Origin of the sequence: Cytobacillus firmus (assembly GCF_023715565.1) — a bacterium.
In the GTDB taxonomy this organism is placed as follows: Bacteria; Bacillota; Bacilli; order Bacillales; family Cytobacillaceae; genus Cytobacillus; species Cytobacillus firmus_C.
Window position 1 is genome coordinate 36630 of the sequence record NZ_JAMBOJ010000014.1, and the last position, 17677, is coordinate 54306.

The following is a 17677-nucleotide window of genomic DNA, read 5'->3' on the forward strand; positions in this document are numbered from 1 at the left end:
TATTAGAGTAGCCGAGAATAGGGGATTCATATGAAGAGCTTTTTATCTTATGTAAAAAAATATAATACACTCCGAAACCAGATTCTAGCCGTGTTTTTAAGCGTTATGCTGTTTGTACTGGCTTTTGTTTCACTCGTTGTATATGACCAGTTAGGCAGCTTTTTCAGGCAAAATGCAGAACGGCAGGTTCAGCAAACCGCAAAAGAAGCCAACGGCAGGATGGAAACAATGTATAAACAAATTGACACATTGACTAATCAGCTTATGACCAATAGTTCTGTTCAGAAAATGCTGCTGGAGATGCTTGAAGGGGATAGCATGGATTACGGGAAATTGGAATCCCTGATAAAAATCATAAATAATACATATGCCTACTCTGATGGAATATCATCAATTGAACTTTATAATGCAGAAGGCAAAAGGATCTATCCTTTCGATGGCAAGAATATTTTTAATGTCATCGATTCAAAATGGGTAAAAGTTGCTGACAAAGAAAAGGGGAGGCTTGTCTGGACAGGGAAAGCTGCCGGAAATAGCGACTATTCTGCTGCCATACGAAGAGTCAGTCTGATGGATCGCTGGTTCACGAATGGCGGTTATCTTATAGTGCGTATTTCCAACAGTTATTTTCAGATGCAGGGCAATATTGAGGATAACGGACAGAATGATTATATGATGTTGCTAGACCAAGACTTAACGCCTATTACGAATGATTATGGACTCGATATAAAAAGTATTATTCAGCAAAAAGAACAGCCTATTATCATTCATGATAAGGAATATATGGCTGTTACTGAAAAGTCAGCTGTGACAGGCTGGACTTTTGTCATTCTTAAGCCGATGAGTTTTCTGCTGCAAGGCGTTTCGAAAGTTCGTGCTGTAATCTTTCTGGCAGTTACCATTGGGTTCTTGGTGTTTGTCATTTCCTCCATAGTTCTCGCCACTATGATCACAAGACCGATTAAGAAACTGACTAATACAATGAAGAATGCCAAAATGGATGAATTAAAACTGAACCCTGAAAGTAATTCCTCACTAGAATTTATTGAATTAAATAATACCTACAATAAAATGGTCAAAAGAACCAACCATTTAATTCAGGTAGTATATGAAAAAGAGCTGCTTCGGTCAAGAACTGAGCTGAAGGCTCTGCAGGCTCAGATTGATCCTCATTTTCTCTATAATACTTTAAATGCATTGTACTGGTCACTTGAAGAGAAAGAGGAGGAGGAACTGGCTGAGATTGTCATTTCTATGTCGGAACTTTTTCGATATACAATCGGAAACCGCACCTCCAGTGAATGGGTTACTATACATGATGAACTGGATCATATCGAACGGTATATGAGGCTGATGAAAATGCGCCTTGGCGATAGATTATTATGGGAAATAACTGCACCACACAAGCTCCTGGGAGTGAAAATACCCAAATTAATTATCCAGCCATTAGTTGAAAATGCTATACAGCATGGAATTGAAAATAAAAGAATACAAGGTACTGTCCTAATCTATATAGAAGAGTCGGCTAAACCGGACACTGTTAAGATTACGGTGCAGGATAACGGGCCAGGAATTGATCAGGCTGAGCTTCATCAGCTAAATGAAGAGATAAAAAAGGAGAATGTATCTTCATTTAAAGGGATTGGGATGGCGCTGACAAATGTTAATAAAAGGCTCAGTCTTTATTATAAATCCAATTCCCTTGCCGGTCTTCACCTGGAAAGTGAATTTGGTTCAGGGACCAAAGTTGTCTTCGAAATACCTGCGGGGGAGGGAAGTAATGATGGATACAAAGATTATCTTAATAGTGGATGATGAGGAGACAACTAGACAAGGGCTGAAAAAGACATTGGAAGCATGGTCAGCAGGGAGATATGAGATTATCGGCGCATCTGACGGATACGAAGCTTTAGCGGTATTCAAGAGGACCAAAGTGAACCTGCTTATTACAGATATATGCATGCCGGAAATGACAGGGTTGGCACTTTTAAAAAAACTGAGAAACCAAGGATGCAAGCCTGCTGTCCTGATTATATCAGGCTACCCTGATTTTGAGTATGCACAGGAAGCTATTCGGCTTGGGGTGCTCAACTATCTGGTTAAACCTTTGCGGAAGAAAAGCCTTATCATAGCAATTGAAGAGGCCCTTGAAACGGAAGCGCATATGGCCAAGGCAGATTATTTGGAAAAGATCGCTGACAAGGGTCTGTTAGAGGTGGAAGCAAAAAAAGAGTATGTGAACTCATCTGTCAAACAAGCCATTGCTTATGTGAATGAAAATCTATCAGAACAAATATCTCTCAAAGAAGTGGCTGATGCAGTACATTTGAATGCCAGTTATTTTAGTGCAATGTTTAAGGAGCAGACCAGTATTACGTTTAGTGAATATTTGACAAGAAAGAGACTTCAATTAGCGAAAAAGCTGCTCTTAACAACAGATTTTACTGTAGATGAAGTGGGCCGGCGAGCTGGCTATCAAACATCCAAGTACTTTATTAAGCTTTTTAAAGAGTCAGAAGGTGTAACCCCAAGCAAATACCGAAAACTGGCTGAACTAGATGAAACGCCAATCTAAAAAAAGTGGAATTTTTCCCAATCGCGGTTACCTTACCGCGATTTTTTAGTGATGATATCATTGTAATTGTTGGAATAATCAATTAATAGGAGGTTGGGAAATGTTAAAGAAAGCGCATTCATTTTTACTTATTGCAGTGCTGCTTGCCGCAGCAGTACTTACGGCGTGCAGCGGAAGCACTGATATGGCCAGTGGTGAAAATGGTTCCAAAAAAACCATAAAGTTCATGCACTTATGGCCGGCAGGAAGCTCCAAACAGCAGAACCAGATTGTAACAGATATTATTGAACAGTATGAAGCTGAGCATGATGATGTGAAAATTGAAGTTGAAGTTCTGGAAAATGAACAGTACAAAAATAAAATAAAGGTACTTTCATCTTCTAATGAATTGCCGGATGTAGGGTTTACATGGGCAGCTGGATACATGACTCCATTTGTTAAGGGTAACCTGTTTGCCGAGCTGGATGATGTATTAAATGATGGCTTGAAGGATTCTTTTGTCAGTGGGACAACAGAAGCCTACGCTCTCGAAGGGAAAACATATGGTTTGCCTCTTGAGCTGAACATCGCACCAATTTACTACAATAAAGAAATTTTTGAGAAATACAATCTGGATATACCCCAAACATACCGCGAGTTTGAAAATGCTGTCAAGACACTGGCAGACAATGGGGTGGCACCGATTGCTCTAGGAAATAAAGACCGCTGGACAGGATCTTTATGGTACATGTACCTGGCAGACCGAATTGGCGGGGCAGAAGTTCTTAATAAAGCCATTGACCGTTCCGGTTCATTTGAAGACCCCGCACTGGTATCGGCTGCTGAAGAAGTTCAAAACCTTGTGAAAATGAACGCGTTTAATAAAGGCTATAATGGCCTATCAAATGACGAAGGCAAGGCTGAGTTCCTGAATGGAAATGCGGCAATGTATCTGATGGGAACATGGGAGCTCCCTAACTTTACAACTAATGAAGAAATCCCTCAGGAGTTCAGGGAAAATGTTGGGTTCTTTAAATTCCCTACCGTTGAAGGCGGCAAAGGAAATATCGACAGCTGGGTAGGCGGACCTGGAGTAGGCTTATTCGTTGCAGAGAATTCAAAGGTTAAAGATGAATCAAAAGAATTTGTTAAGTTCTTTGTTGAGAAGTGGGGAGAGCAATCTGTTGAAAAAGCAGGCGTCATTCCTGCCACGAAGGTTGACACCGGAAAAGTGGATCTTCCAGACTTGTATATCGATGTCCTAAACGAATTAAATAAAGCCAGCAGCCTAACTTTATTTGCTGATGTTCAAATGAGTGCGGCAGTGGCAGAAACCCATTTAAACCTTATCCAATCATTGTTTGGCAACGAGGTAAAGCCGGCTGATTATGCTAAACAGCATGAAGAGGCTCTTAAAGCTGAAGAAGGAAATTAAAATCCCTGAGAGGATATATCAGTTTTATGGTATATCCTTTCTCATTCTGACAGGAAGGAGCTGAAACATAATGAATAATGTGCTTTCCAATAAAAAAATTATAGCATTGTATATCACGCCTGCCCTTTTTCTGATTCTCGCATTAATATATGTTCCCATTCTGCAAACCGGATACTACGGTCTGATGAAATGGAATGGCATTGGTGAAATGAGTTTCATTGGTTTAAAGAATTATACAGTATTGATGAAAGATCCGCTTTTCTGGAAAAGTGCTTTGCACTCCTTTTTGCTAGCCCTGTTCTCGGCGCTGAGTTTAAGTGGTTACTTATTTATTTCCATTATACTTGCCGGAAAAATCAAAGGAGCAGATTTATTGAGGAAAATTTATCTGATTCCAATGCTGCTGGCATCAGTCGCCATTGCACAGCTTTGGATGAAGATTTACCATCCATCAAACGGCATGCTGAATACCGTTTTAATGGCTATAGGCATTGAAGATCCTCCAGCATGGCTAGCGGATGCGAATCTTGCACTCTATGCGATTATTATTCCGATTATCTGGCAGTACGCTGGTTTTTATATTCTGATCTATTACGCAGCATTAAAGAATATTCCCGAGTCTCTTGTCGAAGCGGCAAGAATTGATGGGGCGTCTTCCTGGCAGATTGCTCTTAAGATTAAAATCCCTTTAGTTATGAATGTCATCAAAGTAACCATTGTTCTTGCAGTTGTAGGATCCCTGAAATACTTTGACCTGATATACGTCATGACTGGCGGGGGGCCAAATGGAGCAAGTGAAGTAATGGCTTCTTATATGTACCAAAAAGCGTTTAAGGGGTTTGACTTTGGATACGCCAGTGCCATTGGGTTTTTCCTGCTGGTGATATGTCTTGTGGTCACCTATATTATCCGAAGACTGACAGCTGCCAATAAAGATATTTACTAATGGAAGGGGGAAAAAGGATGGAAACAGTTAAAGCTGGTAGCACAACAGGCATAAGTGTAATACCGAACCAAAGGCCTGTACAGAAATCGATTCTTAACCGTACAGCGTACATCATTATGTATATATTTCTCATTATTGTTGCGGTATTTCAGATATTCCCGATTATTTGGCTCTTTCTATTTTCGCTGAAAAACAATCAGGAAGTTTTCAATACGTCTCCCTTTTCTTTACCTCAAAGCCCTAAGTGGGAAAATTACGCAAAGGTTTGGACTGAAGGAAACATCAGTTTATATTTTATCAACAGTGTTACATATACCATTACAGCGGTTGTCCTGACTGTCATCCTGGCCAGTATGGTTACTTTTGCCATAACGCGCATGCAATGGAGAGGAAGCAGGCTTGTTCTTGGGCTGTTCATGGTTGGATTAATGATACCTGTCCATTCAACACTAATTCCTTTATTCAATACCTTTACAAAAATTAATCTGATTGATAATCCGCTATCCATTATATTAACTTATACTGCCTTTAACCTTCCGATTACCATTATGATTCTTCTGGGTTTCTATGAAGCGCTGCCAAGGGAGGTAGAGGAAGCGGCTGTGATGGATGGTGCATCTATTCATCATATTTTCTTCAAAATAACACTGCCAATGACTATGCCGGTTATGGCAACAGCAGCGATTATTAATATGATCTACAATTGGAATGAATTTGTTTTTGTTAATACATTTATCAGTTCGGATAACTTTAAGACACTCACGGTTGGAATCCAGAATTTCATTGGCCAGTATACGACGGATTGGGGAGCAATCGGTGCCACACTGGTCATCAGCATCCTGCCAATATTGATTGCCTTTCTCATATTAAGCAATCGTATCGTAGAGGGGATAGCATCTGGCTCGGTTAAAGGCTAAGGAATGCGGTACTTGAGGAGGTGAATATTGTGCATATGACGCTGAACAAGCTATTTTCGATTTGTGAATGGATTATGAAGCTTGCTTATGTTAACTTGCTCTGGCTTTTATTTACTGTGGCTGGATTAGTCGTTTTTGGCTTCATGCCTGCAACTGTCTCGCTCTTCACCATTGTCCGCAAGTGGCAGATGAAAGAGACAGATGTCCCATTATGGAATACTTTTCTTTCGACCTATAAAAGAGAATTCATTAAATCTAATTTGCTAGGTTTCATGCTAAACATATGGACGGGAATCATTCTCTTGGACTGGCATTTTGTAAAAGGCTTAGAAGGGAGCATCCAGATGGTATTTTTCGTACCACTGCTGATAATTTCTGTTCTTTATTTCTGTACTTTGATGCATATTTTTCCGTTATATGTACATTACGATTTGGGGGTAACTGAATATATAAAAAATTCATGCTTACTTGGAATCCTGAAACTGCATATGTCCTTAATATTAACGGCCTCTGCTGGATCGATTATCATTCTATTCCTGTATAGTCCTGCGTTTATTCCCTTCTTTAGCGCAGTATCAGTCTCATGGATATTGATGTTTGGAGGAATGTACAATTTCAAAAGAATTGAAGAGAGGGATATTCACCGAAAGCCTGAACCAATCTGACCTTCGGGCTATAGTGGCCCACAAAAGTGACAACTAAAAAGAAAGGTGTGGTTTTTTATGGCACTTATTCGCAATCCAATTTTATCAGGATTTAATCCTGATCCAAGTATTTGCCGGGTGGGAGAAGATTATTATATTGCTGTTTCTACTTTTGAATGGTTTCCAGGGGTTGGAATCTATCATTCTAAGGATTTGAAGAATTGGCGTCTTGCTGCAAGGCCGCTAAACCGGTTAAGCCAGCTGAATATGACAGGGAATCCGGATTCAGGAGGAGTTTGGGCACCTGCTTTATCCTATCATAATGGCCAGTTCTGGCTTATTTACACTGATGTAAAAGTGGTGGACGGCCAGTGGAAGGATTGCCATAATTATTTAACAGTATGTGAAACCGTTGAAGGGGAATGGTCTGATCCCGTGTATTTAAATAGCTCAGGGTTTGACCCCTCATTATTCCATGATGAGGATGGAAAAAAATATCTGGTCAACATGGTGTGGGACCACCGCGCAGGCCATCACAATTTTTACGGAATCGCCTTGCAGGAATATGACGCAGAGCGGCAAAAGCTTACAGGGAAACCTGAGGTCATCTTTAAGGGCACTGATATAAAATTGACAGAAGCTCCCCATCTGTATAAGGTCAATGGCTATTACTATTTGCTGACTGCTGAAGGCGGAACTAAATATGATCATCAGGCTACCATTGCGAGATCCAAGAATATAATCGGGCCGTATGAGGTGCACCCTGAAAACCCGCTCATTTCATCATTCGCAGCACCGAGAAATCCACTTCAGAAGGCTGGACACGCCTCAATGGTAAAAACTCATACAGGTGAATGGTTCCTTGTCCACCTTACTGGACGCCCCTTGCCAAGAGGCGGACAGCCCTTGCTGGATCCTCGCGGCTACTGTCCGCTAGGAAGGGAGACGGCCATTCAAAGGCTGGAATGGAAGAATGACTGGCCTTATGTGGCTGGAGGGAATGAACCTTCACTTGAAGTAGAAGGTCCAAATATTAAGGAAATAAAGTGGGGAAAAGACTGCCCGGAGAAAGATGATTTTGATAGCAAAATCCTAAATTTGCATTTCCAGAATTTAAGAATTCCTCTTGGGGAACAAATAGTTTCATTAACCGATAACCCAGGCCATCTGCGTTTATATGGGAAAGAAAGCTTAACATCTAAGTTTACACAAGCTTTCATTGCAAGAAGATGGCAGCACTTTTCATTCACAGCTGAAACAAAAATGGCATTTCAGCCTGAAACCTTCCAGCAGTCTGCTGGTCTCGTCAATTATTATAATACTGAGAACTGGACTTCCTGCCAGGTCAGCTGGAATGAAGATAAAGGCAGAATTCTTGAATTGGTTTCGTGCGATAATTTTACTTTTTCCCAGCCCTTAAAAGGGAGTGAGATAGAAATCCCTGAAGAAGTTAAATATATTTACCTTCGTGTGAATGTCCGTATCCATGAATATAAATATTCTTATTCATATGATGGTCAGAATTGGAATGAATTGGCTGTTCCTTTCCAATCTCATAAATTATCGGATGATTATATTAGTGGCGGCGGTTTTTTTACGGGGGCATTTGTCGGCATGCAATGTCAGGATACGTCCGGCCAAAATCAATTTGCAGATTTTGATTATTTTGTATACAGGGATGAATCTTAATAGGAAGCTGCTCAGGAATTGAGCAGTTTTTTCTATTTAGAAGGCTCTTTTCGTATAAATTGTTGTTTTTCGCTTATTAATGTTGTCCGTTGATTGAAGCGAGAGGATGCTCAGCGAACCACGGGGCGGGTGGTGAGCCTCCTCGACGCTGCGCGTCTGTGGGGTCTCACCTCTGTCCCACTACTCCCGTAGGACGTTGAATAGGCTACCTTGAGTAAACACCGCACGAAGAAAATGCGAATGCATTTTCGAGGATCTCGCACCTTCCGCTCCAAGCAACTCCGTAAATATAATATAAATAGCAACAAACTTTGCGAAAACAGCCATTTAGAAAAAGGATTCTTCTCACTTTTAACGAATTAATGGACAAAAGAATTATTTAAGCAAGCAATTCGGAAGCTCATGGTCAATTAAATAAAGCAAGTATTAGAAACTGCAATACCATTACCAAGCAAGGCGGTGCTCACATATTAGCACCGCGATTATCCAACCGAAAATAAATCTCAAACATTAAGCTGAATTCAATATTGAAAATAACAATCCCTATAGTAAGACCATTGGATTGACAGCAAATATTACAGGAGGCAGCTATGGATAAATTCTCTATTAATCTTTCAACCGTTTTTACAGAGGTTTCTTTTTTAGAGCGCTTCAAAAAAGCTAAGGAAGCCGGTTTTGATTATGTGGAGTGTCAGTTTCCCTATACATATACAATAGAAGAAATAAAAAAAGAGCTTAATCAAAATCAGTTATCGATGGAATTAATTAACCTGCCGCCAGGTCATTGGGAGAAAGGGGATCGTGGACTGGCAGCAGACCCGAATAGAATAGAAGAGTTTAGAAAATCAGTCGAAATGGGAATAGTTTATGCAAATAGCCTGGGTGTCAAGAAGATACATTGTATGGCGAGTAAGCATCCTGATAGCAGTCTGGAAGTATTAAAGAAAAATCTCCTATACGCGGGCACTGAAATGTCAAAGCATGGTATGACCTTACTAATTGAGCCTATCAACACATTCGATATGCCTGGGTATTTCTTAAATGATATCCGGAAGGCCTCAGACATTATCCATCAGGTAGGGTTACCGAATGTGAAGCTGCAATTTGATTTTTACCATATTGAAAGAATACATGGCCAATCTCTTTCTATTTTCCAAACTTATGCTGGACTGGTTGCACATGTGCAGTTTGCTGACTGCCCAGGCAGACATGAGCCGGGGACTGGTGAAATGGACTATAAAGAAATCTTTTGCTATTTACAGAAATATTATAAAGGAAGAATTGGAATGGAATATGTTCCGCAAGGCAGGAGCGCTGAAAGCTTTGCCTGGCTGAAAGAGGTGGCGTTATGAATATTGGGTTTATAGGGACAGGCATAATGGGGTCCAGAATGGCCAAGCGGCTATTAGGCCATGGCTATAAAGTGACAGTACATAACCGGACATTCCAAAAAGCGCTGCCGCTTATTGAAAGTGGAGGGATCTATGCGGAAACAATCAGTGAACTTTCCAGTCAATGTGATATTGTATGCACATGTCTTTCCATGCCTCAGGATGTCACGAACGTATATATGGGCAAAGAGGGGATTATAGAAAATGCCCGTCCCGCAACGATTTGCATTGACTTTACTTCAGTCGGAGCAGACACAAGTAAAACGATTTTTGAGGTGGCGGGTGCAAGGGGAATCAGCTATCTTGACTGCCCTGTCAGCGGCGGTCCTGAAGGAGCTGAAAGCGGGACTCTAACGATTATGGCCGGCGGAGAGAATACAGCCTTTCAGAAAGTTAAGCCGTTACTCAATGTGCTCGGTCAAACCATTGAATTTCTCGGACCTTCAGGGTCAGGAAGCATTGCTAAGCTGATAAATCAGTATCTTGTTGCAGTTCACTCCCTTGCTGCCTCAGAGGTAATGGTCACCGGAGCTGCTTACGGACTGGACTCTGAACAGCTTTTGAAAGTACTGAAGGCAAGTTATGGCGACAGTAGGATCCTTCGCAGGCATATGGAACAATACGTATTTGGACGTCTTTTCAAACCAGGAGGGGCAGTGAAATATGTCCACAAGGATGTCCGGCTCGCCAATCAGCTCATGCAGGATGCCGGTCTCAATCAGTATACCGGGCAGATGGCTGAAAAAGCCTTTCAAATTGCAGGAGAGAAGGGACTCTGGGACCAGGATATGTCAGCGGTCATAAAGCCGCTGGAGGAAGAGGCAGGAATTATTGTGAAAAGCAAGCAATAATAAACATACCAATAAACATCTTCCAGTCTCTCTAAAGGAGCAATTCCTATTAAAATATCAGTATTTTCTGCTATAATAAAAATCTGAAATTATAATAGAGAAACCGGGAGATCAGTGATGAAGCGCAAAAAAAGTAAAAAGCGTACAAAACGCAGTTCAAATATTGCCTTACTGTTATTTTTTATAGTTTTGGCTTTCGTTTTATTTGACCAATTTAAACAGCTAAATATAAAGGAAACTGCAGTTTCATTACTGCCAAATACTGTATCCAGAGACGTCCAGAATTATACTCCTAAACTTGAAAAGGAATTGAAAGAGGTAAATCTCGAAGAATACACCCTTGTGCTGGCAGCGATCATGCAGCAGGAAAGCAAAGGGAAGGGAGGAGACCCTATGCAGGCATCTGAATCTGCAGGACTCCCGCCTAACACCATTCAGGATCCCGAAGAGAGTATTAAACAAGGTGTTAAACATTTTCAAAAAGCATTAACCTATGGAAATCAAAAAAATGTAGATTTTCCTGCTGTTATCCAGGCTTACAATATGGGAATAGGGTATATTGACTTTGTTGCTGAACAGGGCGGAAAACACAGTGAAGAAATCGCAAAGGAATTTTCCCTCAAACAGGCTGAAAAGAATCCGGAAGTTTATGACTGCGGAGGCGACACGAATAATTTCCGCTACCCATATTGCTATGGTGATTTTACTTACACTACAAAGGTGACAAAAAATATAGAGACTCTTACAGCAAGTAACTCAGATAGATCCAAAGAAATTAAATCAGTATGGTAATTTAAACATAATAATATGGTAAACAAAAACCGCACTCATTAATGAAGTGCGGTTTTTGTTTGTTCTGCTGTTGTGCTTGGGGATTCATACCTGCTAATTCGAAGCATTGAGCTTTCAAATCAAAAATATAATCTTCATTAGATTAAACGGAAATAAAATAAATTTTATCCTTATAAGAATTATAAGAATTATGAGCACATATTTCTAACCCTAAAAATACCTTAATAATCTTATGTCCATTAAACAATGAATTTTTTTTATTGAAGTGGTTTAAAAATATTCTGCAGGAGGAATTGTTCTTAGGGTAAACTTGAAATTTTTCATTAATAGCAGTCAGGAGGAGATGTCCTGCATTACTTTATTTCATATCCTGAACGGGCTGAGATTACAGTCGTCTTCATGTACTCTTTTTCATCTGGAGAATAATCAATCCGTATATAGAAGAGCTAGTCCCGGCAAGTATAGTATTTCCGCTTAATCATACAATAACTGTTTCTTGTCCACGAAAGATTCCGCCAATATGTATATTTAAATATTAATCTTCATATATATTGGCTGTTGTATGATTTTTTTCCTTCCTGGAAAAATATAGATTCATAAATTTTTGCAGAAAAAGTGAAACCAAATAGCATTTCAATCGTCTATATAGACGTGCAGCAATTTAAATGGGCAATAGTCACACTATTAGCTGTAAAAAGGACACATGCCCATTAATATCGTTATTACTGAGCGGTTTATCTGGACATGCTTGACATTTTTTCAAATGCGAGTATAGTTATATTCTTGTGCAGCACTTTTTTGCCTGTTCATAGATTATTAATATTTATCAGATAAACTAATATTTAGGCTGATTGCCAACTTGAAATTTTAAATAACTAGCGAAATATGTTACAATAATGTGCTAGAAGGCAGGTGTATGATTTTGAATACTTTACTTCATAAAAGTCAGGATATATTGAATAAATATATTGGCTTTTTCTTTTTAGCAGTATTTCTGCTTTGGATGAAAACGTATATTACTCAAATGACACAATTTAATTTAGGCATTGAAAGCGCCTTGCAGCAGTTTCTTTTATTCATTAACCCGCTGGGGTCTTCATTGCTGTTTTTAGGAGTTGCATTCTTTTTTAAAGGCAGAAGAAAATATATCGCTTTGATGGTTATGTATTTCTTCCTGTCATTCCTGCTGTTTGCAAATGCAGTGTACTACCGTTTCTTTAATGATTTTATTACACTGCCGACATTGACGCAGACACAGAATTTCGGTGATGTCAGCGGAAGCATCAGCTCACTATTGCAGCCAACTGATTTCTTGTTCTTCCTTGATTTCATCGTGCTTGTCTGCTTGCTTATTTTTAAAGCCGTTAAAATCGAAACAAAGGATTTGACGCGCCGCAGATCAGCAGCCTTAATCTATGCGTCGCTTGCTATTTCCTTTGCAAATCTGGGCATTGCTGAAACAGACCGCCCTGAGCTTTTGACAAGAGGTTTTGACCGTAACTATATTGTAAAATATTTAGGTATGTACAATTATACAATTTATGATGCAGTGCAAAGCACGAAGGCATCCGCACAAAGAGTTATGGCGGATAGCAGTGATACAACCGAAGTCATCAACTTTACGAAATCGAATTATGCTGATCCGAATCCGAAGTATTTTGGAAAAGCAGAAGGCATGAATGTAATCTACCTTCACCTTGAATCCATTCAGACATTCTTAATGAATTATGAATTGCATGGTGAAGAAGTAACACCATTCCTAAACTCGCTGATAGAAGAAGAAAATACAACGTATTTTGATAACTTCTTTCATCAGACTGCACAAGGGAAAACAGCTGATGCTGAGTTTATCCTTGAGAACTCCCTATATGGGCTGCCACAGGGTTCCGCTTTTACAACAAAAGGTATGAATACCTACAATGCAGCGCCGGCAATTCTGAAGGATAAAGGATATACTTCTGCAGTCTTCCATGGTAACTCCGGCAGCTTCTGGAACCGTAACGAAATTTATAAATCATTTGGATATGATAACTTTTTTGATGCAGATTATTTTGATTTGAAACCTGAAAGCATGGCTGACTACGGTCTAATGGATAAGCCGTTCTTTGAACAGTCCATGCCGTACCTGGAATCGCTGAAGCAGCCGTTCTATTCTAAATTCATTACTGTGTCTCATCACTATCCATATCATATGGATCAGGAAAAGGCGACAATTGCGCCACATACTACTGGGGACAAATCAGTTGATAATTACTTCCAGACAGCACGTTATGCTGACGAAGCGCTTAAACAGTTTTTTGAACAGCTGAAGGCTTCCGGCCTGTATGAGAACTCAGTAATTGTCATGTATGGTGACCATTATGGAATCTCTAAAAATCATAATAAAGCAATGGAAAAAGTGCTTGGCAAGGAAATTACACCGTTCGAAAGTGCCGGTCTGCAGCGTGTTCCACTATTCATTCGCGTACCTGGCATGGAAGGCGGAGTAAATCATGAATTTGGCGGTCAGATTGATCTGATGCCAACATTAATGCACTTGTTAGGTATTGATACTAAACAGTATCTGCAATTTGGTACAGACTTATTTTCAGAAAATCATGATGACCTTGTACCGTTCCGTAACGGAGACTTCATGAGTCCAACTATTTCATCAGTTGACGGAAAGTACTATGACTCAACAACAGGTGAATTGCTGGATGAAAGCCGTTTTGAAGAAGCGAAAAAACTCCAAGAAAGTGCTGAGCAGAAATTGGCGCTATCTGATAAAGTGGTAAACGGAGATCTTCTCCGCTTTTATAAACCTGAAAACTTCGAACCAGTGAATCGTTCAAAATATGATTACAAAGCAGAAAACAATGGGATAATTAAAAAGAACGAAGAAACTGAAGAAGCGTCTGAAACTGAACCAGCTGATAAATAAATTTAAACTGCCTGCGAGATTCTGCAGGCAGTTTTTTTATTAGTTCTTTTATCCTAGATAAACGCCCCTTCTGAACAAAATTAAATATACTTTAATAAAGTGCATAACCAATGTTTTAATGTAATGCATGTTTTATAATGATTCATATAGATATACATACCGAGGGGGAGTAAAAATGAAAAAGCTTGCCGGCAAAAAAGTTGCAATTTTAGGCTCGCGGAAAATAGAAGATATCAGTAAATTGATGGAGAATCAGGGAGGAATTGCTGTCAGCAGGCCCGCTCAGGGAACAGCACTTCTTAAAGATGAAAAACTTCAGGACCATGTAGAAATGCTGACTGAGTGCAGCTTCGATTGGATTATTTTTACGACTGGGATCGGTGTTGAAACCATTTATCAAACTGCCCTTGAAATGAATAGAAGTGATGCCCTGATCAGCAGCCTGCAAAAAGCAAGGATTGCATCAAGGGGATACAAAACTGCCCATACGCTGAAAAAGCTTAATATCACACCTGAAGTTAGGGATGATGATGGCAGCATGGCAGGATTACTTCGAGAGCTCTCAGCACATTCTCTGGATGGTATGAAGGTAGCTCTGCAGCTTCACGGAGATCCGGCACCGCACCTTAAACAATGGCTGGAAAATAACCATGCAGAGTATGAAGAAATTCTTCCATATATCCATATTCCTCCTGAAAAGAAGGTGATGAATCTATTGTTGTCTGAACTTCTTGACGGAAAGCTCGATTCCGTATTTTTCACAAGTACTCCACAAGTACGGAACTTGTTCAGCTTTGCCAGGCAAAATAATGCAGAGGATGAATTGAAAACTTGTTTTTCAGATCGGGTTGTGGCGCTATCGGTTGGGAAAGTAACTGCTCAAGCTTTACATGAAGAAGGGATTGCAAGAGTCATTTTTCCGGAAGTAGAAAGGATTGGGAGTGCGGTAATTGAATTAGCCCGTTTCTATGCGGAAGAAGATATTAGGACTGATGTATAACTCATAAAGTACAGCATTTATAATGGAGCCTTTATAGGCTCTTTTTTAATGTGTAGATGTATATACAAATTTTAAAAATTCAACAAAAATATTGAAAAGGCTTTCATATCATGATAATATTACAGCGTAAACGTTTTCGTTACAAAAATAATACAGCAACTTAAAGCAGGTGGGATATGTCCTATACCATCAAAGACGTTGCCAAAAAGGCAAATGTCTCTATTGCAACAGTCTCCAGGATTTTAAATGGCCAGGGAGGTTATTCGGAAAAAACAAAATACAAGGTTCTTAAAGTGATTGAAGAACTGGGCTATCAGCCAAATGCAGTAGCAAGGGGATTAATTAATAAGAGAACCCATACAATTGGGGTGCTTTTCCCAAAGCTGTCGAGCTCATTGGTTACCGATCTGCTGGATGGCATTGAAAAGGCCGCAAATGATAACGGTTCCAGTGTGATTGTCTGCCATACCGAGTCAAATGGCGAAAAAACGATGAAGTATCTCCAGCTTCTTATTGAAAAAAGGGTAGATGGAATCATTTTCGCCAGTGAAATTTTAAAGGATGAATATTATCAATTTGTAACCAAAACCCGCATGCCGATGATTCTGCTTTCAACAGAGTCCTATGCGTATCCTGTGCCTTTTGTAAAAGTTAACGATTTTCATGCAGCATATGCAGCAGCTAAGCATTTAATCGACAAGGGTCATACCAGAATTGGGATGATAAGCGGGAACAAGGATGATATCATCGCGGGGATTCCAAGGATTGATGGATTTAAGAAAGCTTTGACCGATCATAATATACCGTTTGGGACTGAAAATATTGTTTTCAGCCGCGGATTCACATTTCCTGATGGTGTTGAAGGCTTGAAAAGACTTATCAAACAGTTTCCGGATGCAACAGCAATATTTGCAGCGAGTGATGAAATGGCCATAGGTGCCCTTTCAGCAGCTTATCAGATTGGAATAAAGGTCCCAGATGAAATTTCTGTTATAGGGTATGATAACTTGAATCTCGCTGAAATGTCCATTCCGCCGTTGACAACAGTAGAGCAGCCTCTCGTAAAAATGGGCGAAGCTGCAGCAGAAATGCTTTTTTCCATTTTAGAAACAGGCGAAACTCCGGAAAGCCGGATAATGCCACATAAAATCATTGAAAGAATGAGTGTGAAAGAGAGAAAAAAATAACTCTCTTTTTCTTAGTTAAATTACGTAAACGTTTACGTAATTTAACTATAAAATAAAATAGGGGGATTTACCATGATAAAAAAAGTGACAGCAGGTGTAATGGCATTAACTTTAGGAGCTTCTTTATTGGCAGGGTGTTCATCTGATGGAGCAGATGACGGAAAAACAACTCTTGAGCTGTTCTCTAATAAATCAGAAAGCATCGAAACGTACAAAGAATTGATTAAAGAATTTGAAGCGAAAAACCCGGATATTAAAATCAAATTGGATGCACCGCCGGAAGCAGAAACAGTTTTGAAAACACGTTTGACCAAAAACGATTTGCCTGACATCATGTCTATCGCTGGTAATGCTACATACGGCGAGCTCGGCCGTGCAGGTGTTCTTGAGGATTTTTCGGGGACTGATTTAGCTAAACCAGTTCAGCCAGCTTATATTGAAATGATCAATCGTCTGGTCGGACCTGAAACTGAAGGTACTTTCGGTCTTCCGTACGCTACAAATGCTAATGCCGTAATTTACAACAAAACAAAGTTTGAAGAACATGGACTTGAAGTCCCAGCTACCTGGGATGAATTCATTGCAAGCCTGGAAAAGGTAAAAGCTGCCGGTGACACACCAATTTATTTTACATTAAAAGATGCATGGACAGGCATGATTGCTTGGAACTCACTTGGCGCTAATGTAGCGGGTGAAGATTTTGCAGAAAAGAAAAACGCCGGGGACACATCTTTCGCAGATAAATATGATGAAGTTGCTGACAAGATGGATACATTAGTTCAGTACGGCCACAAGGACAATATGGGTGTCGCATACGGAGATGGAAACAATGCATTTGCAGCTGGAAAATCTGTTTTCTACCTGCAGGGCAACTGGGCAATCCCTGAAATTCTTAAAGCAAACCCTGACATGGAACTTGGAGTATTCCCAATGCCTGTAACAAACGATCCTGCACAAAACAAACTTGTCTCTGGTGTAGATGTTCTATTAGCAGTCAGCAAAGACTCTAAGCATAAAGAAGAAGCGATGAAATTTGCAGAATTTATGATGAATAAAGACACGGCTAAAAAATATATTGACGAGCAGAAAGCTTTCTCAGCCATTGAAGGAGTGTATCAGGAAAATCCGGTGTTTGAAGGAATTAAGGCTAACTTTGAAAATGGTACCATCACAAGTTTCCCTGATCACTATTACCCTGCAGGCATGGGTGCCGAAAACCTTGTTCAAGAATTCCTGATCAAGAAAGATAAAGAAAAATTCCTGAAGAAAATGGACAGCGAGTGGGATAAAGTCCAAAACCGCTAATGGCATTGAGCCAGGAAATCTCATAGATTTTCTGGCTTTCTAAAAA

General features: G+C 39.9%; 14 protein-coding genes. All 14 read left to right on the top strand.

Annotated elements, in window-relative coordinates:
- The first annotated feature begins 30 nt into the window (after window positions 1-30).
- The 14 genes from M3205_RS07610 to M3205_RS07675 all read left to right on the top strand — a co-directional run bounded on the left by M3205_RS07610 (window position 31) and on the right by M3205_RS07675 (window position 17631).
- Window positions 31-1815: a cache domain-containing sensor histidine kinase gene (locus tag M3205_RS07610; protein ID WP_251169366.1), complete on the top strand. Its 1785-nt coding sequence runs from the start codon at window positions 31-33 to the stop codon at window positions 1813-1815.
- Window positions 1784-2575 (top strand): response regulator transcription factor, encoded by a 792-nt coding sequence (locus M3205_RS07615; protein WP_251169406.1) that lies wholly within the window; start codon window positions 1784-1786, stop codon window positions 2573-2575. The genes M3205_RS07610 and M3205_RS07615 overlap by 32 nt, the downstream gene beginning before the upstream one ends.
- A gap of 100 nt (window positions 2576-2675) precedes the next feature.
- The gene (locus tag M3205_RS07620; protein ID WP_251169367.1) at window positions 2676-3989 is read left to right on the top strand and encodes an extracellular solute-binding protein; all 1314 of its coding nucleotides are present in this window, start codon (window positions 2676-2678) and stop codon (window positions 3987-3989) included.
- Window positions 3990-4059: 70 nt separating this feature from the next.
- Window positions 4060-4935, top strand: a complete 876-nt coding sequence (locus M3205_RS07625; RefSeq protein ID WP_251169368.1) for a carbohydrate ABC transporter permease — start codon at window positions 4060-4062, stop codon at window positions 4933-4935.
- A 17-nt stretch (window positions 4936-4952) separates the two neighbouring features.
- Entirely contained in the window at window positions 4953-5852 is a 900-nt protein-coding gene (locus M3205_RS07630) for a carbohydrate ABC transporter permease (protein ID WP_251169369.1), read from the top strand.
- Window positions 5853-5887: 35 nt separating this feature from the next.
- Window positions 5888-6517, top strand: a complete 630-nt coding sequence (locus M3205_RS07635) for a YesL family protein (protein ID WP_251169407.1) — start codon at window positions 5888-5890, stop codon at window positions 6515-6517.
- A 57-nt stretch (window positions 6518-6574) separates the two neighbouring features.
- On the top strand, window positions 6575-8185 hold the full coding sequence (locus M3205_RS07640; RefSeq protein ID WP_251169370.1) for a glycoside hydrolase family 43 protein: 1611 nt from the start codon (window positions 6575-6577) through the stop codon (window positions 8183-8185).
- A 590-nt stretch (window positions 8186-8775) separates the two neighbouring features.
- The gene (locus tag M3205_RS07645) at window positions 8776-9537 is read left to right on the top strand and encodes a TIM barrel protein (protein WP_251169371.1); all 762 of its coding nucleotides are present in this window, start codon (window positions 8776-8778) and stop codon (window positions 9535-9537) included.
- Window positions 9534-10427, top strand: coding sequence for an NAD(P)-dependent oxidoreductase (locus tag M3205_RS07650; protein WP_251169372.1), 894 nt, complete (start codon window positions 9534-9536; stop codon window positions 10425-10427). Before M3205_RS07645 ends, M3205_RS07650 begins: the two co-directional genes overlap by 4 nt.
- 117 nt (window positions 10428-10544) lie before the next feature.
- Window positions 10545-11219: a lysozyme family protein gene (locus M3205_RS07655; RefSeq protein ID WP_251169373.1), complete on the top strand. Its 675-nt coding sequence runs from the start codon at window positions 10545-10547 to the stop codon at window positions 11217-11219.
- Between the two features lie 916 nt (window positions 11220-12135).
- Window positions 12136-14139 carry a lipoteichoic acid synthase gene (gene ltaS / locus M3205_RS07660; RefSeq protein WP_251169374.1) on the top strand — a complete coding sequence of 668 codons (2004 nt, stop codon included), beginning with the start codon at window positions 12136-12138 and terminating at the stop codon, window positions 14137-14139.
- 175 nt (window positions 14140-14314) lie between these two features.
- A complete protein-coding gene (locus M3205_RS07665; protein ID WP_251169375.1) occupies window positions 14315-15139 on the top strand; it encodes a uroporphyrinogen-III synthase in 825 nt (274 codons plus the stop codon).
- A 176-nt stretch (window positions 15140-15315) separates the two neighbouring features.
- Complete coding sequence (locus M3205_RS07670; RefSeq protein WP_251169376.1) at window positions 15316-16326, top strand: LacI family DNA-binding transcriptional regulator; 1011 nt, start codon at window positions 15316-15318, stop codon at window positions 16324-16326.
- A gap of 72 nt (window positions 16327-16398) precedes the next feature.
- Window positions 16399-17631, top strand: coding sequence for an ABC transporter substrate-binding protein (locus M3205_RS07675; RefSeq protein WP_251169377.1), 1233 nt, complete (start codon window positions 16399-16401; stop codon window positions 17629-17631).
- Window positions 17632-17677: the final 46 nt, after the last annotated feature.